At 56.7% G+C, this 25,388-nt stretch carries 23 protein-coding genes; 19 read left to right on the top strand and 4 right to left on the bottom strand.

The features are described 5' to 3' along the window. Nucleotides 1-43 precede the first annotated feature (43 nt). The 15 genes from M4951_RS15710 (at nt 44) to M4951_RS15640 (ending at nt 13,676) form a co-directional block, all read left to right on the top strand. Nucleotides 44-703 carry an LON peptidase substrate-binding domain-containing protein gene (locus M4951_RS15710; RefSeq protein ID WP_262022602.1) on the top strand — a complete coding sequence of 220 codons (660 nt, stop codon included), beginning with the start codon at nt 44-46 and terminating at the stop codon, nt 701-703. Nucleotides 704-759: 56 nt separating this feature from the next. After that, nucleotides 760-1,506 (top strand): hypothetical protein, encoded by a 747-nt coding sequence (locus M4951_RS15705; protein WP_262022601.1) that lies wholly within the window; start codon nt 760-762, stop codon nt 1,504-1,506. A 50-nt stretch (nt 1,507-1,556) separates the two neighbouring features. After that, entirely contained in the window at nt 1,557-2,027 is a 471-nt protein-coding gene (locus tag M4951_RS15700) for a hypothetical protein (RefSeq protein WP_262022600.1), read from the top strand. 18 nt (nt 2,028-2,045) lie between these two features. Then, nucleotides 2,046-5,006, top strand: coding sequence for an FAD-binding and (Fe-S)-binding domain-containing protein (locus tag M4951_RS15695; protein WP_262022599.1), 2,961 nt, complete (start codon nt 2,046-2,048; stop codon nt 5,004-5,006). After that, nucleotides 5,003-5,248, top strand: coding sequence for a MoaD/ThiS family protein (locus M4951_RS15690; protein WP_262022598.1), 246 nt, complete (start codon nt 5,003-5,005; stop codon nt 5,246-5,248). The genes M4951_RS15695 and M4951_RS15690 overlap by 4 nt, the downstream gene beginning before the upstream one ends. Nucleotides 5,249-5,528: 280 nt before the next feature. After that, nucleotides 5,529-5,960, top strand: a complete 432-nt coding sequence (locus M4951_RS15685) for a molybdenum cofactor biosynthesis protein MoaE (RefSeq protein WP_262022597.1) — start codon at nt 5,529-5,531, stop codon at nt 5,958-5,960. Beyond that, nucleotides 5,957-6,958 carry a GTP 3',8-cyclase MoaA gene (gene moaA / locus M4951_RS15680; RefSeq protein ID WP_262022596.1) on the top strand — a complete coding sequence of 334 codons (1,002 nt, stop codon included), beginning with the start codon at nt 5,957-5,959 and terminating at the stop codon, nt 6,956-6,958. The genes M4951_RS15685 and moaA overlap by 4 nt, the downstream gene beginning before the upstream one ends. Before the next feature lie 6 nt (nt 6,959-6,964). Next, nucleotides 6,965-8,134, top strand: coding sequence for a cysteine desulfurase (locus M4951_RS15675; RefSeq protein ID WP_262022595.1), 1,170 nt, complete (start codon nt 6,965-6,967; stop codon nt 8,132-8,134). 84 nt (nt 8,135-8,218) lie between these two features. Then, on the top strand, nt 8,219-8,635 hold the full coding sequence (locus M4951_RS15670; protein ID WP_262022594.1) for a YkgJ family cysteine cluster protein: 417 nt from the start codon (nt 8,219-8,221) through the stop codon (nt 8,633-8,635). A gap of 475 nt (nt 8,636-9,110) precedes the next feature. Further along, the gene (locus M4951_RS15665; protein WP_081444930.1) at nt 9,111-9,533 is read left to right on the top strand and encodes an HU family DNA-binding protein; all 423 of its coding nucleotides are present in this window, start codon (nt 9,111-9,113) and stop codon (nt 9,531-9,533) included. Nucleotides 9,534-9,724: 191 nt separating this feature from the next. Further along, the gene (locus tag M4951_RS15660) at nt 9,725-9,943 is read left to right on the top strand and encodes a hypothetical protein (protein ID WP_002653942.1); all 219 of its coding nucleotides are present in this window, start codon (nt 9,725-9,727) and stop codon (nt 9,941-9,943) included. 162 nt (nt 9,944-10,105) lie between these two features. After that, a complete protein-coding gene (locus M4951_RS15655; protein WP_262022593.1) occupies nt 10,106-11,059 on the top strand; it encodes a dihydroorotate dehydrogenase in 954 nt (317 codons plus the stop codon). A 45-nt stretch (nt 11,060-11,104) separates the two neighbouring features. Further along, nucleotides 11,105-12,073 carry a tryptophan--tRNA ligase gene (gene trpS / locus M4951_RS15650; protein WP_262022592.1) on the top strand — a complete coding sequence of 323 codons (969 nt, stop codon included), beginning with the start codon at nt 11,105-11,107 and terminating at the stop codon, nt 12,071-12,073. 19 nt (nt 12,074-12,092) lie between these two features. Next, nucleotides 12,093-12,506, top strand: a complete 414-nt coding sequence (gene acpS / locus M4951_RS15645; RefSeq protein ID WP_262022591.1) for a holo-ACP synthase — start codon at nt 12,093-12,095, stop codon at nt 12,504-12,506. Between the two features lie 213 nt (nt 12,507-12,719). Continuing rightward, nucleotides 12,720-13,676 carry a bestrophin family protein gene (locus M4951_RS15640; RefSeq protein WP_262022590.1) on the top strand — a complete coding sequence of 319 codons (957 nt, stop codon included), beginning with the start codon at nt 12,720-12,722 and terminating at the stop codon, nt 13,674-13,676. Between the two features lie 315 nt (nt 13,677-13,991). Here M4951_RS15640 and topA read toward each other — a convergent pair whose 3' ends face one another. Next, nucleotides 13,992-16,769 (bottom strand): type I DNA topoisomerase, encoded by a 2,778-nt coding sequence (gene topA, locus M4951_RS15635; RefSeq protein ID WP_262022589.1) that lies wholly within the window; start codon nt 16,767-16,769, stop codon nt 13,992-13,994. A gap of 401 nt (nt 16,770-17,170) precedes the next feature. On the opposite strand from topA, the gene M4951_RS15630 reads away from it, so the two are divergent. Next, nucleotides 17,171-19,615, top strand: coding sequence for a hypothetical protein (locus M4951_RS15630; protein WP_262022588.1), 2,445 nt, complete (start codon nt 17,171-17,173; stop codon nt 19,613-19,615). A 431-nt stretch (nt 19,616-20,046) separates the two neighbouring features. On the opposite strand, the gene glgB is transcribed toward M4951_RS15630, so the two are convergent. Together glgB and M4951_RS15620 are read right to left on the bottom strand one after the other, a co-directional pair. Next, nucleotides 20,047-22,254 (bottom strand): 1,4-alpha-glucan branching protein GlgB, encoded by a 2,208-nt coding sequence (glgB, locus tag M4951_RS15625; RefSeq protein WP_262022587.1) that lies wholly within the window; start codon nt 22,252-22,254, stop codon nt 20,047-20,049. Between the two features lie 59 nt (nt 22,255-22,313). Next, a complete protein-coding gene (locus M4951_RS15620; protein ID WP_262022586.1) occupies nt 22,314-22,826 on the bottom strand; it encodes a hypothetical protein in 513 nt (170 codons plus the stop codon). A 315-nt stretch (nt 22,827-23,141) separates the two neighbouring features. On the opposite strand from M4951_RS15620, the gene M4951_RS15615 reads away from it, so the two are divergent. Genes M4951_RS15615 through M4951_RS15605 form a run of 3 tightly spaced genes read left to right on the top strand, consistent with a single transcriptional unit; the run spans nt 23,142 to nt 24,181 of the window. Next, the gene (locus tag M4951_RS15615; protein WP_262022585.1) at nt 23,142-23,267 is read left to right on the top strand and encodes a hypothetical protein; all 126 of its coding nucleotides are present in this window, start codon (nt 23,142-23,144) and stop codon (nt 23,265-23,267) included. A 33-nt stretch (nt 23,268-23,300) separates the two neighbouring features. After that, the gene (locus M4951_RS15610; RefSeq protein WP_262022584.1) at nt 23,301-23,558 is read left to right on the top strand and encodes an acyl carrier protein; all 258 of its coding nucleotides are present in this window, start codon (nt 23,301-23,303) and stop codon (nt 23,556-23,558) included. Between the two features lie 35 nt (nt 23,559-23,593). After that, entirely contained in the window at nt 23,594-24,181 is a 588-nt protein-coding gene (locus M4951_RS15605; protein ID WP_262022583.1) for a DJ-1/PfpI family protein, read from the top strand. A gap of 734 nt (nt 24,182-24,915) precedes the next feature. Here M4951_RS15605 and M4951_RS15600 read toward each other — a convergent pair. Next, nucleotides 24,916-25,371: a hypothetical protein gene (locus tag M4951_RS15600; RefSeq protein ID WP_262022582.1), complete on the bottom strand. Its 456-nt coding sequence runs from the start codon at nt 25,369-25,371 to the stop codon at nt 24,916-24,918. Nucleotides 25,372-25,388 lie beyond the last annotated feature (17 nt).

Genomic DNA, 25,388 nt, shown 5'->3' with positions numbered 1-25,388 from the left:
CTAGGGTTTGTTCGTCACTTCGTTGTTTTTTTGGCTCTGGGTTATGGCTTCGTTGACTTCGTATCCAATTCGACTCTTTCCTTTGCCCAATCTGGTCCTTTTTCCAGGCGTGTTGCAGCCGCTCTTTATCTTTGAGCCGCGATATCGAGAATTGCTGGAGCAAGCGAAGGAAGATGACGGCCAGATTGCGATGGCCCTGTTGCGACGCGGCTGGCAACCACAATACGATCAGAGTCCCGCGTTGCATGAGGTCGTATGCGTCGGCGAGATTGTCGCCTGTGAAACGCACGACGACGGAACGTCGAACATTCTGATGCGCGGCATGCAGCGTGCGCGGATTTTGTATGAGATTCCGTCCGTGTCGTCTTATCGCACAGCGCAGGTTCAAGATTTGCTCGGCTCCGCCGCTGGTGGAACCAACGAGTCAAGCGAAGTCGCAACTCGACTGAAGAGGGCGCTCGCTAAGACGGAATTTTCGCAAATGTTCGAGCAACCTTCGCTCGGAACTTCTCCTTCTCTCGAAGTCATGACCGACGCCACCGCCTATGCTTTGCCGTGGCCGCTGCGTCTGAAACAACAATTGCTGGCCGAAACCAACCCGATTCGTCGAGGCGAGCAACTGATCCGTTGGCTATCGGACACGGACATCGATCCGCATTCGATAGGGCGTCCACCGTTTCCCTTGCCAGCAAGCGCCAATTGACGCTGCCGTAGCGGCCGCTTACGATGCGAACGCTCGATTGACGCCAGGGGTTCGACGTGGACGTACTCATTCAATTTCTCTTGCGGCTTGCATTTGGTTTGGGAGTCGCCATGTTGGTGACCTCCAGTCGACAAGTTGACGCCGGATTCTATCGGGTTCACCTCTGGATTGGACTTGGATTGACCGCCGGAGCCGCCGCAGCAGGAACCACGATCGGCCCGATCGAAGCGGTCTCGAGCTTCTACTTCTACGGCGCTGCGATATCGGCGGCCGTGGCCAGCTATGTCGCGGCGGTTTTGTGGCTTTACGAATATGCGTTGGCCGGCAAGATCGGAATCGCGATTTTCACCATACTCTGCGGGGTCGCCGGAAGCATGGCGGTGACCGGCGCAGACCAAGTGGCCGGCGCGGTTGATTTTGTGACCGGCGGCTTGCTGCTGGGAAGCGTCACGTTGGCGATGCTGCTGGGGCATTGGTACCTGAACAATCCCGGCATGAAACTGGCTCCGCTCAATCGGCTGGTCTTATTGGCGGTGGTCGCCGCGCTGTTGCGGTGTCTGTTGTGCGCGTGGGGAGACGTGCGGCAGTGGCCGCAACTGGACGCTTTGGGGGGAACTTTTCTCGCTCTGCGCTGGCTGTGGGGGTTTGTCGCCGTTTGGGTTTTGGCGGCCATGACGTGGCAAACGCTGAAAATCCCGAATACGCAAAGCGCAACCGGCATACTTTACGTAGCCGTGATCTGCGTCTTCTTGGGGGAACTCTCGTCGCAGCTACTATCACGGGGCTTGCCCTATCCCTTATGATATAGAGAGTTTACGTCGAAATCGCCCCAGCTGAAGGGGATCTGGCTGCGATGAAGATTGATTACATCTGTCCAAAGTGCGAAGCCCCTGGGCGCGTCGCCGTTGAAGAAAACTGCGAACAGTTGACCTGTCCGCATTGCCAGGCGGAAACGCGCGTACCGAACGATGCGATCCAAGACGAGCGCTTATCGCGCTGCATGGTCTGCCCTAGCCGCGAGTTATACGTGCGGAAAGACTTTCCGCAATGGCTCGGCGTTTTGATTGTCGCCGTCGGCATCGGACTGAGCTGCGTGACTTGGTATTACCATCAAGTGATCCTGACATTTGTCATTTTGTTTGGTTCGGCCCTGTTGGACATGCTGTTGTTATTGGTCGTCGGCAATCAGTTAAAATGTTATCGCTGCGGCGCTGAATATCGGAACGTTCCGGGCATCGACTCTCATCATCCGTTCGATTTAGAAACGCACGAACGTCACCGTCAACAAGCGGCTCGCCTGGGAAAACAACCTCCCAGCGCCTAAGCGGTATTTTGGAGATTCATGGATCCGGAACGGGAACGAATCCGAGCTGATCTGCGCGGCGTGATCGACTGCGAAGTCCTCTGCGACGACCTGTCGTTGCAGATGTACGCGACCGACGCCAGCATTTTTGAGATCAAGCCGCTGGCGGTGGTCCGACCGCGCCGCGCGCAAGAGGTTGTCGCGTGCGTTCGTTACGCCAACGAAAATCAGATCCCAGTCCATGCTCGCGGCGCCGGCAGCGGTCTGGCCGGCGAATCGCTAGGAAGCGGCATCGTCATTGATTTCGCACATGCGCTGCGGCGCGTGGTCGAATATGGAGATCAGACGGTTCGGGTGCAACCGGGCGTGATCCTGGCGCAACTCAATCGCCAACTCGCCGAGTCTGGAAAGATCTTTGGCCCGGATCCCGCAAATCGTGCGATCGCGACGATGGGCGGCGTGATCTCGGTCGACGCGAGCGGCAGTCACTGGTTGCTGCATGGTTCGGCTCGCGATCATGTCGAAAGCCTGCAGGTCATTCTCGCCAATGGAGATCTGGTTGAGTTTGGCGAAGAACCGATCGAGACCGCGCTGCAAGGCGATTCTGAACGTGCCCGCATTTGCGCCGGCCTGGTCGATATCTTGCAGCGCAATAAGGCGCTGATCGAAAAACATGCTCCGGCGACCGCCGTCAATCGAGCCGGGTACCAACTGGGCGGAGTGCTGGAAAATGGAATCCTCGACGTCTCCAAGTTGCTGGTCGGATCGGAAGGAACGCTCGGCCTGATCACCGAGGCGAAGCTCCGCATCTCTCCCAAGATCAAGCATCGCGGCCTGGTGCTGCTGTTTTTTGAGAAGCTTGATCTGGCGGCGAAAGCGGCGATCGAGATTCCGGCGCTTGGCGCATCGGCTTGCGATCTGTTGGATCGCCGTGTGTTAGCGATTGCCCGCGAGACCGATCGACGCTACTTCAATTTGATCCCAACCGAAGCGGAAGCGATGCTGCTGGTCGAGATACCCGGCGAGAGCACGACCGAAGTGCAGGATCGCTTGAACCAGACGGTCGATCGAATTCGCCGCCGTCGTCGTTGGGCGTTTCATGCGATTGTGACCACTTCGCCAGAAGAAGTTGGCGTTTACTGGGAGTTGGCGCGACGCATCGCGCCGATTCTTTATCGGCTGAAGGGAACGACCCGGCCGCTTCCCTATTTGGAAGATCTCGCGATTCCGCCGAATCGGCTGCCGGAATTTTTAACGACCACCCAAAACGTGCTGAAGAAACATCACGTGACCGCGTCGCTGTTCGCGCATGCTGGCCAAGGGCAGTTGCACATTCGCCCGCTGCTAAATCTGGCCGATCCGGAAGATGTCGCGCGGTTAGAGCGGGTTGCGTCGGACTTGTACGAAGAAGCGCTGGCGATTCACGGTACGATCAGTGGACAAAACGGCGATGGACTAAGCCGCACTCCTTATCTCGAACGCCAGTTCGGTCCGCTTTACGCCGTGTTCCAAGAGATCAAGCGGTTGTTTGACCCGGTTGGAATCTTGAATCCCGGCAAGAAGATCGTCACGACGACGCGGCCGTTAGAAACCTTAATTCGCCCACTTTCGGCAGTCGCCCAAAGCGAAGCCGGCGATGCGCAGCCGGTCAGACGCGGGATTCGAGATGAAGAGCTGACCTTGGCTTGGACGACCGAGGAAATGGGCGCCGCCGTACGTGCGTGTAACGGCTGCGCACGCTGCCGCACCAGCGGCGCGGATGCGCGGATGTGCCCGATCTTTCGGTTTGAGCCGAAAGAAGAAGCGTCTCCACGCGCCAAAGCAAATCTGCTGCGCGGCGTGATGACGGGCCATATCGCGCCCGAAGAGATGGCGACCGAGCCGTTTCGGCGAATCGTCGACTTATGCGTTAACTGTCATCAATGCCGGATCGAATGTCCGGCGACGGTTGATATTCCGAAGATCGTTACTGAAGTTAAAGCGCAGTACTACGAAACGAACGGGCTGTCGTTCAGCGACTCGGTCTTGGCGCGGATTGATCGTTGGGCGGCGTGGGGGCACTTTTTCCGACCGCTCGCCAATTGGGCGATCCGCAATCGGGGCGCACGCTGGTTGATGGAAAAGTTTTTCGGCATCGCTCAAGGTCGCAAGTTGCCGCTGTTCGCCCGCCGATCTTTTTTGCGACTGGCGCAGCGCCGGCGCTTGAGCCGTCCGACGCGGCGGAGCGGGCGCAAGGTTTTGTTCTTTGTCGATATGTACGCCAACTTGTTCGATCCGCAATTGGCCGAAGCGTTGGTCTCAATCCTCGAACACAACGGCGTCGCCGTCTATGTTCACTTGGGGCAAACCGTCTCCGGCATGCCGGCGATCGCGTTGGGAGCGACGCCGCCGGCGAAGAAGTTAGCCCAGCAAAATCTTCGCTTGCTCGCTGAAGCGGTTCGACAAGGCTACGAAATCGTCGCGACCGAACCTTCGGCGGTGATGTGTCTCAAGCATGAATATCGCCAACTGTTAGGAAGCGAAGAGGCCGATCTGGTCGCCTCCGGTACGACCGAGGCTTGCCACTACATTTGGGGGCTGCATCAAAGCGGCGAGCTGAATCTTGATTTCCGTCCGCTCCATGTGTCGGTTGGCTATCATACTCCTTGCCACATTCGCGCGCTATACGAAGAATCGGCTGGCGCACGCTTGCTAAAGCTGGTGCCTGGCTTGCAGTTACGCTTAATTGAAAAAGGGTGTTCCGGCATGGCGGGAGCGTTTGGCCTGTCGAAAAAGAACTTTCGCAGCAGCTTGCGAGCCGGCTGGGATATGATTTCTTCATTGCGTGATCCGCAAATCCAAATCGGATCGTCGGAATGCAGCGCGTGTAAGATGCAAATGGAGCAGGGGACCGCTAAGTCGACGGTTCATCCCCTTAAACTGTTGGCCGCCTCGTATGGACTAGGGCCAGGGCTCGACCAGTTGGTGGCCCGGGCGCCGCATGAATTGACGATTTCGTGAGAGTTTGCGTCAAATTGTTCGCCGCGGTGCGTGACATTGCCGGGGACGAAAAAATCGAATTGGAAGTTTCCGGCGACGCCGATATCGCCGAAGTTCGCGCTGCGATGATCGCCAAGTGGCCGTCGTTGGAGCCGTATGCCCGGTTTTTGAATTTTGCGGTGAATCAGACGTACGCAACGGCCATAACTCGCGTCGCGGCTGATGATGAGATTGCTTGCATTCCGCCGGTGAGCGGCGGCTAATACAAGTAACTTCCACCTTTTGAAGCGGCGCTTTTGGGGGGAAGAGGAAGAATCAAATACCGGCCAGGGCAACCGTTGAGGAACGGAAAAGCACGACCGGAAGCAAGCCGAAAATCGTCACACTAGCCCGCCAGCGCCAGCGAGGGAATGGGGTTGGCGATGCTAACAGAGACTGAAGTGGCGAGCCGCTTTTCCTCGCTGGCGCTGGCGGGCTAGTGTCCAAACGGTTCTCAAAAATACGACCTCGAAATTTCCGCCGATCAAAATAAGAAATAGACCCGTGGCGAGCCTCACTCACGAAACCATTGATTTGCAGTCGCTCTACGATATGGTCGCAACGCCGACGGCCGGCGCGATCGTGACGTTTAGCGGAGTCACCCGCGAACTGACCCAAGGTCGGCAAACCGAATCGCTCGACTACGAGGCGTATGCCGAAATGGCGCTGGCCAAGCTAGAAGAGCTGGAGCAAGTTGCGAAAGAGCGCTGGCCGGTTGAAAAATGTGCAGTCGTACATCGATTGGGGCATTTGGAAATCAGTGAAGCGAGCGTGGTGGTTGCGGTCTCCTCGGCGCATCGCGAAGCCGCTTTCTTAGCGGCCAAATGGTTGATCGACACGCTCAAAGCGGAAGTGCCGATCTGGAAGCGAGAAAATTGGCGGGATGGATCAACCGAGTGGGTCCATCCCGGTTTGCCGTCAGGAGACGCGTCATGACGCCGCAGCCGCCGCTTGTCGATCGGTTTGACCGCATTCACACCAGCTTGCGGATCAGCGTGACCGATCGCTGCAACATCCGTTGCTTTTACTGCATGCCGCTTGAGAATGTGCAGTTCAAGCCGCGTGCCGAACTGTTGACCTTTGAAGAGATCGAACGTGTCGCTCGAATTGCCGTCTCGCTGGGCGTGCAAAAGTTTCGCCTGACCGGCGGTGAGCCGCTCGTACGCGCTCAATTGCACGAGCTGGTCCAACGTCTCGCGGCGATCCCTGGAGTCGAGGATCTGGCGCTGACCACCAACGGCGTGCTGTTGGCCGATCAGGCCGCTGCGCTGCATGACGCCGGGTTGCGGCGACTCAATGTCAGCTTAGACGGCTTGTCGGAAGAGATGTTCCGGCGAATTACGCGGCGTCAGGGAGTCGATCGCGTCTTGCAAGGGATTGCCGCCGCTCAGGCGGTTGGTTTTGTAGGAATTCGCCTGAACGCGGTCTCGATCCGGGGGCTGACCGAAAGCGAGATCGTTCCGCTGGCTCGCTTTTCTCGCGAACATAACTTAGAACTGCGGTTTATTGAGTTTATGCCGCTGGACGCCGACAAGAACTGGGGCGCAGCACAAGTGCTGAGCGGCGCCGAGGTGCGCGAGATCATTTCTCGCGACGTGGCCGAGCTTTCGCCGGTTCGCCGCGCCGATCTGAGTCAGCCGGCGGTTGACTACGAGTATGCGGACTCGCCGGTCCGCGTGGGGTTTATTAACTCGGTGACCGAGCCGTTTTGCGGCGACTGCAATCGTTTGCGGATCACGGCCGAAGGCCAACTGCGAAACTGCCTGTTTTCGACCGAAGAATGGGACGTTCGATCGCTACTTCGGGGCGGCGCGACCAACGAAGTTGTCGCGAAATTATTTCAGGATTGCACTAGCGCCAAGCGACGAGGGCATGGAAGCGATGATCAAGGATTCGCGGATACGCAAAGGGCGATGTATCAAATCGGAGGGTGAGGGAGCATGAACGTAGAGGGGCAAACGCGAATTTATCTGGACAATGCCGCTACGAGTTGGCCCAAAGCGCCAGGCGTAGTTGACGCGATGCTACGGCATTTAGAACATATCGGCGCGCCGGCGGGACGTAGCGGATATCATGAAGCGGCGGTTGTCGAACGCGCCGTGTCGGAAACGCGCCGGCAACTCGCTTATCTGTTGGGCGTACGCGAAGCGGAACGCGTGGTATTTACCTTCAACGGCACCGACTCGCTAAATACCGTGATGCATGGTTTCTTGCGACCGGGCGATCATGTAGTCACGTCGACGATCGAACATAACTCGGTGCTTCGCCCGTTGGCTTATCTCGCATCGCGACGGGGAATTGAAGTCCGTCATGCGGCGCCTGACGCGCAAGGAATTGTTTCGCCGCAAGCGATCGAGGAAGCGCTGAACGAGAAGTCGCGATTGATCGTGATCAGTCATGCATCGAATGTGACCGGAGCGCTGCAACCGATCGAAGCGATCACCGAGATGGCCCATCGCCGCGGTGTGCGCGTGCTGGTCGATGGCGCACAAGCTGCCGGACATACGCCGATTCGTCTCGAAGAGTCAGGCGTCGACTTCTACGCTTGCTCTGGACACAAAGGATTGTTGGGCCCCTTGGGGGTCGGCGTCCTCTACTTGGCGCCTGGCGCCGAGATCGAGACCGAGAGTTTTCGCCAAGGGGGAACCGGCACGCTTAGCCAGCATCCGCAGCAGCCAGATACGTTGCCCGACAAATACGAAAGCGGGAACCCCAACGTCACCGCGATTTTGGGCTTGCAAGCGGCGGTCGAATACCTGCGAGATCGGACGGTTACGGCGGTCGAGCGTCAAATGCGAGAGCGTACAGCGCAGTTGCTGGAAGGCTTGGCCGGAATCCCAAGCATTGACGTCTTTGGCCCGCTTTCGGCGGCGGACCGCATCGGCGTCGTCAGCTTGAACGTGCCGGGGTTTGATCCCCATGAGTTAGCGAGTTACTTGGACTCGGCTCACCATATTCAGGTCCGCGCTGGGCTCCATTGTTCCCCGCTGATGCACCAGCAATTGGGGACCACCGACCGCGGCGGCGCCGTTCGGTTTAGCGTAGGCGCCTTTACGACGGCGGCCGAGATTGAGAAAGTGCTATCTGCTCTCAGTTCACTCGTCCACTAACAACCGGCGCTGACTAGACCCGGAAGACGAGTTTGTACCTTCGCTTCCAAAGTGAAGCGCCCTGACCGATTCAAAGAGGAAGCCATGTCGAAGTCACCTTGGTATCGCGACGGATTGCGTTTCGAATGCTCGCAGTGCGGTGATTGCTGCACTGGCGCGCCTGGCTATGTGTGGGTGAACGACGAAGAAATTGCTCAACTTGCCGTTTTGGTGGAGCTTTCGGTCGATCAATTTGAAGAGACGTACGTACGGAAAGTGGGCCTACGAAAAAGCTTGCGAGAGTATGGCGATGGTGCTTGCGTCTTCTTCGATACCAATTCACGCGGGTGCACCGTCTATTCGGCTCGCCCCCGACAATGCCGAACCTGGCCGTTTTGGGATTCCAATATTCGCACCGAGGCGGATTGGAAGGAAACCTGCGAGATGTGCCCGGGGAGCGGTAAGGGCCCCCTCTATCAATTGGAAGAAATCGAAGAGCGTAAGAGCCAGATTCGGATCTAACATCGCCAGGCTCAGCACTTCGCCGCTCGAAAAATAACGAGTTACGTCCCGTTCGAACGTCATGTTCCAGAGATGACGCAGCTTGCGTGTTGGTGCAATTGGCCGAATCGAGCGGAAGAGTTCAAGATTGACGATTGTGCCGCCGATAACGTCTAGTGGGCGCTGCCAGCAGTTTCTGCGATTGAAGTACGTAGCGACTGTGCCGGCGGTGTTACTTGTTTTGCAGTAAGGACTTACGGCGATACAGGTCAGCCCCGAGCCATCGCTTGGCTCGTAAGCTCTTTGACAATCGAAACTTACTAAGATTTCACCACGTCGTGTTCGTGACGGATTATTCGCGTCATGACGTGACGACGAGGGCGAGAGAATTCGCCTAAGTCGTGATTGATCTTGACTCTAGTGCTTATGACACCTACACTTGGAGCGACGTTGGGGTCGTTTGGTTGACCCAAAAAACTCGATCAGGAGCCGCGTCGTGACCAAGAAAGAGATAGTGAAGACGATTTCAGAAGAAATCGGACTCACCCAGCTGAAAACCAAGGAAATCGTTCAAAAGACGTTCAATGCGATCGTCGATACTTTGGTTGAAGACGGTCGAATCGAGCTGCGGAATTTTGGCGTCTTTGAAGTCAAGAAACGAGCGGCCCGCAAGGCGCGTAATCCACGCACCGGTGAGAAGGTTTATGTTCCGTCGAAATTCGTCGTAACCTTCAAGCCTGGTAAGGAGATGGAAGAACGCGTTCGCCAAATGGAAGAAGCGGAACGCCGCCGTGAAGAGGCCGAAGCAATGGCCTCGGGTTCGTCGGAAATGATGGGTGGTCCCTCGAATCCACCCAGCCAGACGCCAGAACCCCCTACCAATACATTCGCCCCCCCGCCTGGCGATTTCGATCATTGAGCCAGCCGCGTATCTTTAGATCCGGCTGAGACTCTCATTATCCAGCTAAGCGTCGTTGACGCGATCTAAGATCTATCTGTATAAGCGTTTGCCGAGCATGGAGTCTCGGGCTGCGCAAAATGGAATCACGCTTGTCGGTATCGTGCGACTTATTGGAGTCGTACGTAGCCGCCGCTTCATGGAGGAATGCAATGCGCAAGTTGATGATTGGCGCCCTCTTAGGGCTTAGCTTAATGGCGAATGTCGGTTGCTTCGTCCCGATTTACTCGGCCGATCCGGCTCGTCGTACGAACCAATTGCTATATACGTCGGAAGATCTGCGCACCGTGCTGGACGAGTGGGAACGGATTTGGTTTTTGGACCAACCGAGCCACTTGAAGCCGTATCGGGTTCACGGCGGCATTATCTAAGCCGCCCTCGCGGAAGTGCGGTCCAGCGTAGCACAGCGTGAGCGCGTTCTCCCAGCAGCGGAGACGCGCGCTACTGCGCCGCATTGTCGCTTTGGCGCTCAGGGGATACGATGAACGTCCTGTCGTTCAGCCCAATCCCCCCGGTCTATGATGTCTCTGCCCATGTCTGCCAGCTTGTCGGTCGAAATTGGTTCTTTGCGCCTGGCAAATCCGATTCTGGTCGCTTCCGGCACCTTTGGCTACGCGCGCGAAATGGCCGGCATGGTCGATGTCGGCCGACTCGGCGGCATTGTCCCTAAGACAATCACCCAGGCGCCGCGCGCCGGCAATGTTCCCTGGCGAACCGTTGAAACCACCGCGGGCCTGTTGAATTCGATCGGGCTCGATAACGACGGTATCGATGCATTCATCGAGCATCATCTTCCCTACTTGGGATCGCTGCCTACTCCGGCGATTGTCAGTATCGCCGGCCGCACCAGTGAAGAGTTTACGCAGATGTCGGCGCGGCTGTCGCAGTACGACGAAGTCGGCGCGATCGAGCTGAATATCTCGTGCCCGAATGTGAGCGGCGGGGTCGACTTCGGCATTTGTCCCGAAACGTGTCGTGATTTGATCGCTTCGGTTCGCGCTCAATGCACCAAGCCGCTCTTGGCGAAGTTGACCCCCAACGTTGCGCGGATCGCGGATGTCGCCGCCGCTGCCGAAGCGGGAGGCGCCGACGGTATTTCGGCGATCAACACACTGCTTGGCATGGCCGTCGATTGGCGCCGTCGCAAGCCGCTGTTGGGCAACGTGATGGGAGGACTCAGCGGTCCCGCGATCAAGCCGGTGGCGCTGCGTTGCGTGTATCAAATCGCTCAACGCGTGAAAATTCCGGTGATCGGCATCGGCGGCATCGGTACGATTGATGACGTGATGGAGTTTCTGGTCGCCGGCGCTTCGGCGGTGCAAATCGGTACGGCCAACTTCAATGATCCGACCGTGTCGATGAGATTGCTCGATCAGTTGCCAGCGGCGCTGGCCGAACTGGGCGCTGCGTCGGTCCAAGAGATCATCGGTTCGCTACAGACTCAGTCGCAACCAGCGCTCAACGTTCTCGGTTCGCCGGTCGCGTAACGTTTTTCCTGATCTATCCACCACCTAACTTGCTCGACGTGAATTATGCGCGTGTTGTCAGGCATTCAGCCCACCGGAAGATTCCACTGGGGCAATTATTTCGGCGCGATTCGGCAGTACATCGATCTGCAGAATGAAGAAGCGTCATACTATTTCATCGCCAATTTGCACGCGCTGACGACCGTTCGCGACAAAGAGCAGCTCTGGCGAAACACGATCGACGCCGCGCTCGATCTGTTGGCGCTGGGGCTCGATCCGAACCAGGCGAATCTCTTTGTCCAGTCCGATGTGCCGGAAGTCTCCGAGCTTTGCTGGGTGCTGATGACCGGTACGTCGATGGGCTTGCTTGAGCGGTGCCACGCCTACAAAGACAAAGTCAGTCGCGGCCTCAGCGCCGGCGCTGGCCTGTTCACCTATCCCGTGTTGATGGCGGCCGATATTTTGGCGTATGACGCCAATGTTGTGCCGGTCGGCAGCGATCAAGTGCAGCATATTGAAGTAACACGCGATCTGGCGCAAAGCTTCAATCATCAGTACGGCGAAGTCTTTGTGCTGCCGCAAGCGAAGATGCTCGATACCTCAGCGAAGGTGGTCGGCACCGATGGCGAGAAGATGTCGAAAAGCTACGACAACACGATCGAGATCTTTGAGCCGGCGAAGCAGATGCGGAAGAAGATCATGCGGATCGTGACCGACTCGAGGCCGATGGAAGACCCGAAAGATCCGGCGACCGATCATCTGTTCCAACTCTTCCAACTGTTCGCCAGCGCCGAAGCCAAAGACGAGATGGCCGCAATGTATCGAAAAGGGGGCTTTGGCTACGGCACGGTCAAAAAGGCGTTGGCCGACGCGGCCGACGATTACTTTGGCGAAGTCCGTGCGAAACGGGAAGAGCTGGCGGCGCAGCCTGAGAAAGTGCGAGAGATCTTGGGAGATGGCGCCGCAGCCGCTCGCCAGCAAGCAGGCGCTGTTCTGCGTCGCGCCCAAGAAGCATGCGGATTAAAACGAGCGTAAGGCGCCAAAGGAAACCCCTATGAACATCGTCGGAATCGGTACCGACATCATCGAGTGCCTACGCATCGCCCAGATGATCGAACGTCACGGAGAGCTTTTCATCAATCGCGTCTACACGCCGCGCGAGATCGACTATTGCAGCAGCCGCAAAGCGGCGACGCAGCACTATGCCGGACGTTGGGCCGCGAAAGAAGCGGTCTTGAAAGCGATCGGCACCGGCTGGATCAAAGGAATCGCCTGGCGAGACGTCGAAGTTGAGAATCTCTTTGGAGGCAAGCCGCGCATTAACCTCTCTGGAGGCGCGCTCGAGTCGAGCCAGCGCCGCGGTATTCTCGAGATCATGATCAGCATCTCGCACTGCCGTTCCCATGCGATCGCATACGCGACGGCGATCGGCGGCGAGGATATCTCGCCGCTGGGGATGCGCGATTAGTCCATTTACGAACGAATGCTACGTGGAGGAGGCCGTACATCGGCATCCAAACACAGAGAACAGAATCGACTTGATTCGCTCGCCAGCGAGCATCTCTGCGGCGCTGCTTTTCCAGTGGCGGATTTTTCCGCGCATCGCAAAAACTTGAAGCGACATCATGGATGACAAATATTCGGTCTAACATCCCTTCGCCGCAACCGTCGAGTTCACGCGATGATCGTCAATAGAAATCTTAAATTAAGTCAGGTGCTCTTCTACACGTGGAAGAGCATCACCTACTATTTCATCCTGTCGGTGCTCGTGTATGTACTGCATCACGAACTTGAAATCGGCGAGCTTAGCGTACCGTTCAATGCGGTTGCGCTGCTTAGTACGGCGCTGGCGATCTTTCTGGGCTTTAAGAACAATAGCGCCTACGATCGTTGGTGGGAGGCGCGCAAGATCTGGGGCCTGTTGGTCAATTACAGCCGTGCCTGGGGGCGTGAAGTGCTGACCCTGAGTCTCGCCGCGGAGGGCGATCCTAGCGGGGAGCTTGACGCTTGGCGGCGTCGTCTCATCTATCGACATATCGCCTTTGTCCACGCGTTGCGAGTCTTCTTGCGGCGCCGACATGAGTACAACCGCATCCAAGACCAGTGGGTTGAAACGTCCAATACCTACGACGATATTCGTCCGTTTCTTTCCGAGTCGGAAGCGGACGAAGTCTTGAGCAAGGAGAATCCGCCGAACTATCTGTTGATGATCCAGGGATGCGAGCTTTTGGAAGCGCACCGCCGAGGCTGGCTCTCCGATTATCGTTTTGTGCAGCTTTCTCAGACGCTCACCGAATTCAACAATCACCAAGGGAAAAGCGAAAGGATCAAGAACACGCCATTTCCCCGGGCCTACAGCTTCTTTTCACGCGTGTTCGTCTTTTTGCACGGAACGCTCGTCCCGTTTGCATTTGTCGAAGTGCTCGGCATCTTCAACATTCCGCTCGCGTTGCTCATCAATTTCATCTTCTTAAGTCTTGACCAAATCGGTGAACGAACGGAAGACCCGTTTGAAAATCGCCCCGGCGATACGCCGCTGACAAACATCAGCGTCACGATTGAGCAGAATCTGAAAGAGATGCTCGATGAGTCGGAACTTCCCACCAAGCCAGAGAAGAGCTACGGCGTGATATTCTAGTCGCGTCGCGCGTCGTGTTATCCGAAAACAGACCGTCGCGAAGATCGCTACTTCGCCAGCGAAGGTTCTAGCAACGGCTCACGCGGCATGAATCCGGACGATCATGGCCGCGGTATTTTTATCGATGATCCGGAAAAGCACGAGGAATCAAAGCCGTGCGGTTGGGCCGACTTTATGGTTGGCGACCACTAAGCCGTCGGCAGCATTCTAGGCAAAACGCTCCAGTGACTTCTGGGCGGACTCGCCCTCTTCGACCGCTCGTTGAGTGATGACGAAATGAAGCGACTGCACGAGTCGACTGCGGCGACTTGCTCCCTACCACTTATCCTTGATCGGCTTTTCTTTCTTCGGTTTCGCTTCTTCAGCGCTAGCGGAAGCCGTTTTCTTCTTGGTCGCTTTTTTGGTGGTCGTCTTCTTCTTGGCGGTTTTTTTCGCCGTGGCCTTTTTGGTGGTCGCTTTTTTAGCGGTCGCCTTCTTTTTGGCCGCTTTCTTTTTCTTCTTGGGGGGCGATTTCGCCGCGCGTTCGGCCAACAGAGCGACCGCTTGGTCAAAGGTTACTTCTTCGATCGTGACGCCTTTGGGGAGCGACGCGTTCGATTGACCATCGGTCAGATAGGGGCCGTAGCGGCCTTCTAGCAGCTTGATCGGCTCTTCGGTGACCGGCGAGGCCTCGAAGGTCTTGATCGGCTCTTTGGGCGCTGCACGGCCGCGTCCGCCGGTTTTGGGTTGAGACAGCAGCGTGATCGATTGTTCCAGGGTCACATCGAGCGGCGAGACGTCGCCGAGCGATCGCGTATCAGAGCCGCACTTGATATACGGGCCAAAACGGCCGTTCTGGGCGATGATCGGCTCTTTTGATTCGGGATGAACGCCCACTTCTCGCGGCAGCGAGAGGAGCTTCAAAGCGATTTCCAGCGTGACGTCGCCGGCCTGCATCCCTTTCATCAGCGAAGCGTTTTTCGGTTTTTCTTTCGAATCTTCGTCTGTTTCCAACAACCCGAGCTGCACGTAATCGCCAAAGCGGCCGGTCTTGATAAAGACAGGGCGTCCCGTTTCGGGATCGGAGCCAAGCGGTTCATCGCCGAGCGCCGCTTTTTCGAGCAGCTCCAAGGCCTTCGTCAGCGTCACTTCGTCTGGGGCCAGATCCGACGGAATGCTGCCGCGCCGTTCCCCTTGCTCGACGAACGGCCCATAGCGACCGACACGCACGACCACATCCTCTTGGAACTCGCCGTTCTCCGGCTTGCCCAGTGAGATGGAGTTCACCACGCGAGCGTCGACTTCTTTGATTTTCCCTTGAACCGTCTCCTTCAAACCATGTTCGTTCTGGCCGAAGTAGAACTCTTGCAAGTACGCGTTTTGCTCCGCTTCGCCGCGGCTGATCGCGTCGAGATCGTCTTCCATCTTCGCGGTAAATTGATAGTCGACCAGCTTGGGAAGATGCTCTTCCAGCAGCTTCGCGACGGCGAATCCCAGCCAAGTGGGCGCGAGCGCCGTTCCCTTTTTAAAGACATATTCGCGATCGAGAATCGTATCGATAATCGACGCATACGTACTCGGGCGACCGATCCCCATTTCTTCTAACGAGCGGGTCAGCGACGCTTCGCTAAATCGCGAAGGGGGCTGGGTCGTATGGCTCTTCGGTTCGAAAAGGTCTTTGTCGACCGGCTGGCCTTGCTTCATCGACGGCAGCAGGGTCTCGCGATCGGCGAGTTCGGCATCGGGGTCGTCCGAACCTTCGACATAGGCTCGCAAAAATCCAGGGAATTCGATCGTTTTGCCGCTCACATAAAACTTGGCGCCGCCGCCGGCCAGCGTGATCGCAATGCGAAAGCCGCGAGCGTCCGCCATTTGGCTGGCGATCGTTCGTTTCCAGATGAGCTCGAACAAGCGAAATTCGTCGTTGTTGAGCGTTCCCTTCAGCGCTTCGGGCTTTTGGAAGGGGTGACCAGCCGGACGAATCGCTTCGTGAGCTTCCTGAGCGTTTTTCACTTTCGACGCATAAACGCGCGGCTTCTCGGGCAGATAGTCGGCCCCATATTCGCTTTTCACCAGATCACGAGCCGCATCGATCGCGACCTCGGCCAGATTGGTCGAGTCGGTACGCATGTAAGTGATGTGACCATTTTCATACAGGCTTTGGGCGATTCGCATCGTATGCCGCGCGGTGAAGCCCAGCTTGCGGTTCGCTTCCTGTTGCAGCGTACTCGTGGTGAACGGGGCCGCCGGTTTGTTGGTGTACGGTTTGTTCTCAAGCGTTTCGACCGAGAACTGCGCACTTTGCAGACGCGCGAGCAGGCCGTTGGCGCCCTCTTCGTCGAGCAGCAGCATCACGCCGGGGTTTTTCAGCTTCCCGTTGGTCGTGTCGAAGTCTTTGCCGGACGGAATTTTCTGACCGTCCGCTTCGGTCAGCACGGCGTTGAATTTTTTGCCGTCGGCGATGAACGTACCGACCAGGTCCCAATAGGTGGCCGAGTGGAACGCCATCCGTTCACGCTCGCGCTCGACAATCAAGCGAACTGCGACGCTTTGCACGCGACCGGCCGAGAGACGAGGGCGAACCTTGTACCAGAGCAGCGGCGAAACTTCGTACCCGTACAAGCGGTCGAGAATGCGTCGCGTTTCTTGTGCACGAACCAAACCGTCGTCGATCTGTCGCGGGCTGGCGAGGGCCGTCAGGATCGCCTCTTTGGTGATTTCGTGAAAAACCAACCGGTGAACTGGAACTTTCGGCTGCAATAGCTCTTGCAAATGCCAGCTGATCGCTTCTCCCTCGCGGTCTTCGTCGGTCGCGAGATAAAGCTCGTCGGCTTCCTTCAGCAGCTTTTTCAGCTTGGTGACTTGTGCCTTTTTGCCGGCCGGCACAATGTAGACCGGTTCGAAGTTTTCGTTGACGTTGACGCCAAGATAGCTCCATTCTTCGTTTTTATATTGTTCCGGCAGTTCTTTGGCGCCGTGCGGCAAGTCGCGAACGTGTCCGATACTTGCTTCGACGGTATAGCCGGCGCCCAGATACTTCGAGATCGTCCGCGCTTTCGCCGGAGATTCGACGATGACTAGTGCGTTCTTCGTGGGCTTTTCAGCTTTCGCCATGGGTGTCATTCTCAATGTGGGGGAAGGCATTACGCGGCGCAAGGCGTCTGTCGTCATTACATATCTGACAGATTGCGTGGTCTTCCTAAGTTACGTATTCGGAAGTTGGTTATTCGTTAAAATCCGGGTATCCAAAATTCCCGGCACTTGGGGGGCGAATTACGAAAAAACAGCGCCGAGCCCGGCGAGAAGTTTTGACTTCTCCCTTTGGCGCGACCCGTGGATTCGGTTCAACTTGTGCATCGCTAGGCGAGACTGGGATTGAATTTAGGGCGCGTCCCCCTACAATCGGTCGAATTCGTCCGCGAGCAGATGCTGCTGCAAACCAATAATGCGTCTTGTATCGCGATGTCAAGTGGTGACGCTGGCGCCAAATGTGTCAGTGTTAAGGATTGGAACCCATGCGCAACCCGTTTCATTTCTTCCGTAAAAACCAAAAAGCCCTGCTGGCTGTCTTCGGCGTCTTGCTGATGATCGTCTTCACCGTCGGGGGTGTGGTTTCACAATTTTTCCCACAACGGGCCGCTTATGAAGCGGCTGATAAGGTCGTCGTCAAAATCGATGGCCAACCGCTAACCAAACCTGAAATTGATCGGTTGAACCAGGACGCCACACTGGTCTCGTTGGTGACCGGCATGGCGATGGCGCGAACGCAAGAAGCGGGGGGATTTCCGAATCCGCCGGCTCCGCCGATCTCCGGCTTGCGTTATCAGCCCCCATCTGGCCCCAATTCTCCCGGTGGTCCGGTTCGGGAAGAAGTTTCGACGCAAGCTGTTATTTCCGACCATCTCTTTTCGCTCGAAGGAGAGCGATTGGGCGTCGCGATCAGCGATGATATGGTTCGCGAATTCATGACCTCGGTGACCGGCGGAGTGATTTCTGACGTTCAATACGCCGAACTGCTCAATCAGGCGCAGGGCGCCGATGGTCGCGTTTCATACGACCAAATGTTTGAGATGTTCCGACGAACGCTGTTGGTCCAAAAGACCAAGCGGCTGCTGCTGGAAGGGGTTAGCACGGCGACGCCTGCTTCGGCTTGGGTCAACTATCGCAACTTGAATCGCACGATCGACGTGCAGCTTTATCCGGTCAATACGGCGGATTACCTGGCGAAAGTGACGCAGAAGCCGACCGAAGCCGAGCTGAAAAAGCTGTTCAATCAATACCGAGATCAGATCCGCAATCCGGGGACCGGCGAGCCCGGCTTCTTGCAACTGGATAAAGCTGCGGTTGGTTTTGTGAAGGCCGACTACGAGAAGTTCCTGGAAGCCGAACTGGCCAAGATCACGGACGAACAGATCGCGGCCGACTACGAGAAAAATAAAGACAGCAGCTATCGCAAACCGGTCGCGGACCCCGCCGCCGAAACGCCGCTGGGCGTACCAGCGACCGAACCGGCGATGGAAGAAAAACCGGCTGCTACTGAGCCGATGACGACAGAGCCCGCTGTCGACAAGCCAGCCGCAGAACCAGCCAAGATGGAAGAACCGGCGAAGGAAGCTCCTGCCGTCGAAAAGCCGATGACCGAAACTCCGCCTGCGACCGAAAAGCCGGCCGAAGAGAAATCGGCGCCGGAAGCTCCCACGGAAGAGAAGCCTGCTGACGAAAAGCCGGCTACGGAAGAATCGAGCCTGCTGGGCCGCGGTTCGGAAGCGATGCTGGTCGCCTTCCAAGAAGAAGAGACGACCGAAGGGGACAAACCTGCGGAAGAGAAACCGGCAACCGAAAAGCCTGCGGACGATGCTGCACCAACGGCGGAACCGATGAAAGAGGCTCCGGCCGAAATGAAGCCGATGGAAGACGCGGCGGCGCCCAAAGACGAAACGAAGCCGACCGACGAGCCGTCGATGGAAGAAGCGCCGGTCGAGTATCGTCCGCTGGAAGAAGTGAAAGATCAGATCAAAGCGTCGCTGGCTCGCCCGTTGGCGCAAGCCGCGGTGAAAGACGCACTGCAAAAAGTCTCTGACATTCTACAGCGTGAATATGACGACTACTTCTACGCCGACGAGCAACAGGGGACCCCGTTTGACGATCTCGATCTGAAGAAGCTCGCCCAAGAGAACGGCGTCGAATATGGCGAGATGCCGATGATGGACTATATCGCTGCGATGGAATCGCCGTACGGTGAGATCACGCATGCCGAATTCAGCTATAACCCGCAACAGGGCGGCCTGCAGCGTAACGATCGTCGTTTCGTTGATTTTATCTTCGGCAACAAATCGCCGCTCTATCGCCCGCAGGAGTTTCCTGGCGCGTCGTCGTCCAGCATGTTCTCGATGCCTGCGGATCAACAGTTCGTCTTCTGGAAGACCGCAGAATCAAAAGGCTTTTTGCCTACCTTCGATCAGGTGCGCGACCAAGTGGTCGAAGCCTGGAAGTTGCAACAAGCGGCCAAGTTGGCCGAAGCCGAAGCGGAAAAGATCGCCGCTTCCGCCCAGGGAGACGCGCCGCTCAACGAGGTCGTGCCGGTCAAAGACGCGGTGCTTGTCGCGGACAACATCACCTACTACCAAGAGATTCGCCAACCGGGCCAGTACAACCCGGCTCAGATCCCCGGCGTCGAGAAGACTGGTCTTAAGACGCTCGATAAGATCTTCTCCACGCCGGTCGGCGCCACGGTGGTGGTTCCCAACGCCGACGAAACGGTCTGGTATGTCGCCCGGGTCACCGGCGAACGCAAGACCGAAGCCGAGCTTCGTGATCAACTGAAGTCAGAAATGAACGGCGACTTCCCGTTCAGCGTCGCTTACCTCGAAGGAATGCGTTCGCAAGTTCGCTGGAATCAAGTCCAGGAAGACTTGTTTGAGCGGTTTAACGTCGAATGGCAAACGATCGCCGACGATTAAGATCGTCGATGCGCTACATGAGTGAGAAGCAAGAGCCTGCGAGTGATCGCAGGCTCTTTTTTTGAACTGTGGTGTTCCCTATGTTTGTAGCCCGCCAGTTTTGACGTTGCTCTATTTTGCCAAACAGCGTCTGGTTGGCCCGGATAGCTCCGCTATCGGGGCCGACGAAGTCGGTAAGCGGCATCGAGCCGTGGTCGGACCTAGAGCGGCGGTCGCCGCGCCGTTTGAAATGACGAAATGGCCCCGAACTGCATACCGGGAACCGATGCCTCTTACGGCTGCGCCGCCCCGATAGCGGAGCTATCGCGGCCAACCATGCAATTGCGCAACTTCAATCCAGCACTGCAAGCCATGAGGAAATGACAACGGCGCGCACCAAAAGAGAGCCAGTCGCAAGGACCGGCTCTCTTTCTCATTGTCGAACTAATCGCCTAGCAAGGCTTCAAGATCACGCAGCCTAAAGGCGGGACGTTAAGCGAGATCGAATTCTCGCGTCCGTTCCAGCCGATCGGGGCCGAGTCGAGCTCGTCGACGTTGATCACGTTGCTGCCCGCGTAGCGCGAGTTGTCGGAGTTGAAGATCTCGCGGTACGAGCCGGCCTTCGGTACGCCGATACGGTAATCGTGGTAGACGACCGGCGTAAAGTTGCAGACGGCGATCGTAAAATCGTTCGGGTCTTTCGCTTTTCGCATGAAGGCGGCGACGCTGGCTTCCCAGTTGTCGCAGTCGATCCACTCGAAGCCTTCTCCCTTGAAGTCGACTTCGTAGAGGGACGCTTCGTGCTGATACATCGCGTTCAGGTCAGAGACCAGTTGCTGCATTCCTTTATGCGATTCCCACTCGAGCAGATCCCATTGCAGCTGACCGTCGGCGTTCCATTCGTTCCATTGGCCGAAGTCGGCGCCCATGAACAGCAGCTTCTTGCCGGGATGACTCCACATGTACGAATAGAGCAAACGCAGGTTAGCGAAGCGTTGCCACAAGTCGCCTGGCATCTGATCCAGCAGCGAGCCTTTGCCGTGCACCACTTCGTCATGCGACAGCGGCAGCGAGAAGTTTTCGCTGAACGCATAGATCAAGCTGAACGTCAGTTCGCCGTGATGGAACTTGCGGTGGATCGGATCTTTCCGCATGTAGCGGAGCGTATCGTTCATCCAGCCCATGTTCCACTTCAGGCTGAAGCCGAGGCCGCCCATCGAGGTCGGGTGCGAAACGCCGCCGAACGAGGTCGATTCTTCCGCGATGGTCAGAACGCCTGGGTATTGCAGGTGCGATTGTTCGTTGAACTCGCGGAGGAACGAGATCGCTTCGATGTTCTCGCGTCCGCCATGTTCGTTCGGCACCCACTCGTCATGCTTGCGGCTGTAGTCGAGGTACAGCATCGAAGCGACCGCGTCGACGCGAAGTCCGTCGATGTGGAATTTGTCAAACCAGAACAACGCGTTCGAGGTCAGGAAGTTGCGGACCTCGTTGCGGCCATAATTAAAGATCAGCGTTCCCCAGTCGGGATGCTCCCCCTTGCGGGGATCTTCATGTTCGTACAGCGAAGTGCCGTCGAACTGACGCAAGCCGTGATCGTCTTTGGGGAAGTGAGCCGGCACCCAGTCGATCAGCACGCCCAGCCCATGCTGATGGCAATAGTCGACAAAGTACATGAAGTCTTCCGGCGTGCCGTAGCGGCTGGTCGCGGCGAAGTAGCCGACCGCTTGATAGCCCCAACTGCCGGTGAACGGATGCTCGGAGACCGGCATCAGTTCGATATGGGTGTAGTTCTGCTGCAGGCAATAGTCGACCAGTTGATGGGCCAGATCACGATAGTTAAACCAGCCGTTCTTTGAATCGGCGTTCCATTTCCAACTGCCGAGATGCACTTCGTAGACCGAAACCGGGCGTTCGAGCTGGTTTTGTTCGCGACGCTTCGCCATGTAGTCGCCGTCATTCCACGTGTGGACCGACAGGTCAGTAACAATGTTCGCAGTTCGCGGAGGAACTTCGGCGGCGAATGCGTAGGGGTCGCATTTGTCAACGGTCCGGTCATGTTGATTGACGCGGAATTTGTATTGTGCGCCCGGCTTCAGATCGGGAATAAAGATTTCCCAGATGCCGCTCGAGGCGAGCTTCCGCATCGGATTGACGCGGCCATCCCATTTGTTGAACTGGCCCACGACGGCGACGCTTTTGGCGTTCGGCGCCCAGACGGCGAAGTTGACGCCGGTCACGCCGTTGACGGTGCGGATCTGCGCGCCCAATTTGTCGTACGATTTCCAGTGAGCGCCTTCCCCCAACAGGTAAAGGTCGTAATCACTGAAAAATGAGGGAAACGCGTAGGGATCACGGACTGAGTTCATCTGGCCGCTCTGGTCACTGGTGCGCAATTGATACTGTCCCGATTTCATGACTTCATCCTCTGGGCAAATCGCTTCGAACAAACCGCTCGGGTGAATCCGCCGCATCGGTAAAGAGTTATTATGACCTGGATGGAAAACCCATGCTTGCTCTGATTCGGGCAAATAAGCTCGAACGGCGATCGCAGGCTCACCCCGGTGATCAACTTTGTGCGGGCCGAGAATGCGGAACGGATCCTCGGATCGGCATTCGATTAAAGCCCCCATGTTATCTAGTGTAACATTAGTCCGCACGCGCTTCTCCTCGTGATGTTGTGTTCAGTGGGGGGAATGATATAAACCGCGAATGAAAATCAGCCCGCTGCGGCCGTAAGTTCTTGTTCTTCAATGCGAATCGTGCGCCGTTTGCGGTGCTGGCTAAAATGAGTTCTGCTCGCTGGCAGATTGTTTTCCGCCGCTTCGTCGGCTTCGACCATCTCAAATCGCCAAGGGCGGCAATCGACCCGGTGAAATTGCATTGCTTGGGAAATGCGCTGCCATAGGTCGGCGTCGCGTACTGGAGCCAAACGCCCAAATCGCTCCCAACGGAAGCCCGATTCGCGCCAGACCGAGAGTCCATAACGAAATCCGCGACTAACATAGCGCGACGGAGTGAGCAGCGTCACGCGTGAGGGCTCTGGGAGCGCCTCTAGTCCGCGAACAACCGACAAGAGCGCCAGGCGATCGCGATCGCGCCAGGTTTCTTCACCCGAAGCGACCAGACGCTCTTGTTGGCCGACGCCTTCTAGCACGAAACGCCAGGTGCCGCCGTAGGGGCTTTCGGCTGATTCGCAGAACAATAAGTAAAGGGGAGTTGATTCGTTCATCGCTGCATTCAAGTCGTGACCCGCAGGATTGTTTCATCCGCTCCGTCCCCGACAATCTGACGATTGCTCGTCAAATGCTAGCTTTCCATGCCCGCACGGTTTGCTTATCGGCAAGCCAGACCTAAACTCCCCAGCTTATCCTTTGTGAAAACTCAACCTTCTTGCCACTATTTTGGATTTGCCCCTCGGCAAGGGCGTAAAGAGATGCAAGATAGAGGCGGTCCGCTTCTTAGCGGAGCATGGCAATCCTTTCCTGGGATTGCTAGAATCTGGCCTGAATGAAGTCTTTATCAACCTCTCTAGGGTCAGTTTTCGATGGAAGTTATCGCGCACATTACGCACACCGAGTTCCCCACGGTTTTGGTCTCTTTGGCCAGCGGCATCATGATCGGTACCGTGATGACTTGGGTTGCGATGCGATATTTAGGACGCGGACGGTAAACGTTCCTTACGATTCAAAATGCGGAGTGCCTTATGGGGAGCGATTCAAACTCGCCGCCGTCGGATGTATTCGCTTGGCTGCGAAATCAAATTGCCGAGCGACGGCAAATTCGGGCTGAACTTATTCAGCCCGAAAGCTCTTTGACGGAAGATTTGATGCCCGATTCGTTCGAGTTGATCGAATTGGCCACCGCGGTGGAACAAGAGTTTGGAGTGCAGATTGATTTCGAAGAGATCGCCGATATTGATACGCTGGGCGATTTCAGCAACTTGATCAACAGCAAGCGATAATCCCCCCCACCTACTTCTCGCTAGACGACGAAAATATGCCTGCGAAAAAGATTTTGATGCTGGTCGGCGACTTCGTAGAAGATTACGAAGTCATGGTTCCTTTTCAAGCGTTGCTAATGGTCGGACATCAGGTCGACGCGGTTTGCCCCGGCAAAAAGTCGGGCGAAACTATCAAGACCGCGATCCATGACTTTGAAGGGGATCAGACCTACACCGAAAAGCCGGGGCACAACTTTACGCTCAACGCTGCGTTTGATGCGATCGATCCTACCTCCTATGACGCGCTGTTCATTCCCGGCGGACGGGCGCCGGAGTATCTGCGTTTGAACGCCCAGGTGATCGAGATCGTCCAGCATTTCTCCGCCGCCGATAAGCCGATCGCCGCACATTGCCATGGCCCGCAACTCTTGGCCGCGGCCGGCGTGCTGCAAGGCAAATCGTGCAGCTGTTACCCAGCTGTTGGTCCCGAGGTAAAGCTTGCCGGCGGCGAGTACGTCGCCGCCAGCGAAGGATTTGACAACGCCCACGTCGACGGCAATCTAGTCACGGCGCCTGCCTGGCCGGCGCATCCGGCGCTATTGCGGGCTTTCTTGGAAGTGCTCGGCACCAAGATTCAGCCGTAGAGACAGCGTCGATGTCGAATGCCTAAATCCTACATTTCTAAGGCAAATAAATCGGGAAACGCCCTCATCCGCCAATGGATAGGACCGGACCGGACCGCTTTTTTTTCTAAGCGGACGAGTGGACCGGACCGCGTCGTTTTTTTTCAAAGACCAAGGAGGAGGCGCTATGAGGGAAATACGGCCAACGATTCCAAATATTGGATGCCTCCCAAGGTTGATTCGCTTTTTCGACTGCCTTCGTGATTAGTTTCACAATGTGGACTGGACCGCGACGTTTTTTTCTGAGCGGATGAGTGGACTGGACCACGTCGTTTTTTTCGAGGTGGACGATCGGATCGGCAGTTTAATTCGACGACGAATTCCCCCTCTAATTCTCATCGCAAATGTATGGTTTTGGCGATCGGACAGGACAGCCGCCAAATTTGGAAAGTTGGTTGTTCCAACTTCAAAGCGCATAGAATCTCCGCCCCCGTCAGCTTGTTGAGTTGACGCGCGAATGTGATTCGGCGGCTGATTCTCCTCCTGCAATCGACTCGAACTCCGTGCGCTTCGTCAAGAGAGAATCCGCGTCTGGTTGGCCCGGCTTGCTCCGCCAGCCGGAGCTATCACGGCCAACCATGCAAATAACGCAACTTCAATAGTGGGAGCCGAGGGAGAATCGCTTGGCGGATCAAAAGTGGATCGAAATAGCCGACCACATTTCCCTGGCTCGCGGTGGGGCTCCGAACAAGAGGCTACTCTTCCAGCAAGAAGTCGGACATGATTACCTTCTTTTCGCGATCAATGGTTAGCGTCAATTCAGATCGATCGTTGTATTTTGCGGGAATGACCGATTTCACTTCGGGGATTTCCTGTGGCGCCATACCGGGTTCCTCCAGTCGAATCATTCGCCCTGTCGCTTGCAGACCGGTCAACTCAACGCGATACTCCCCGGGAATTGGGCCCTGGTAGCGTGGAATTTCGTAATAACCGTTTTCGATCTTGCCGGAGGCGACCATCCCTTCGCCCAAGGGAAACAGCGTAATCGTTCCATCCTGGACCGGCTTTCCCGCGTGGGTCACTGACCCGCGGACTTCGCGGCGATCGAGGCTATCGCCGCCGCTGCAACCGAGAACCCCGCCCAATAAAAGCAGGGCAATCCAATTTCGTCGAGCGGCGCTCCAACGAATCAACCTATTGATCGCACGCATTGTTAGCGTCCTTGGCG

Origin of the sequence: Blastopirellula sp. J2-11 (assembly GCF_024584705.1) — a bacterium.
GTDB lineage: Bacteria > Planctomycetota > Planctomycetia > Pirellulales > Pirellulaceae > Blastopirellula.
This window is presented reverse-complemented; position numbering and strand designations above follow the sequence as displayed.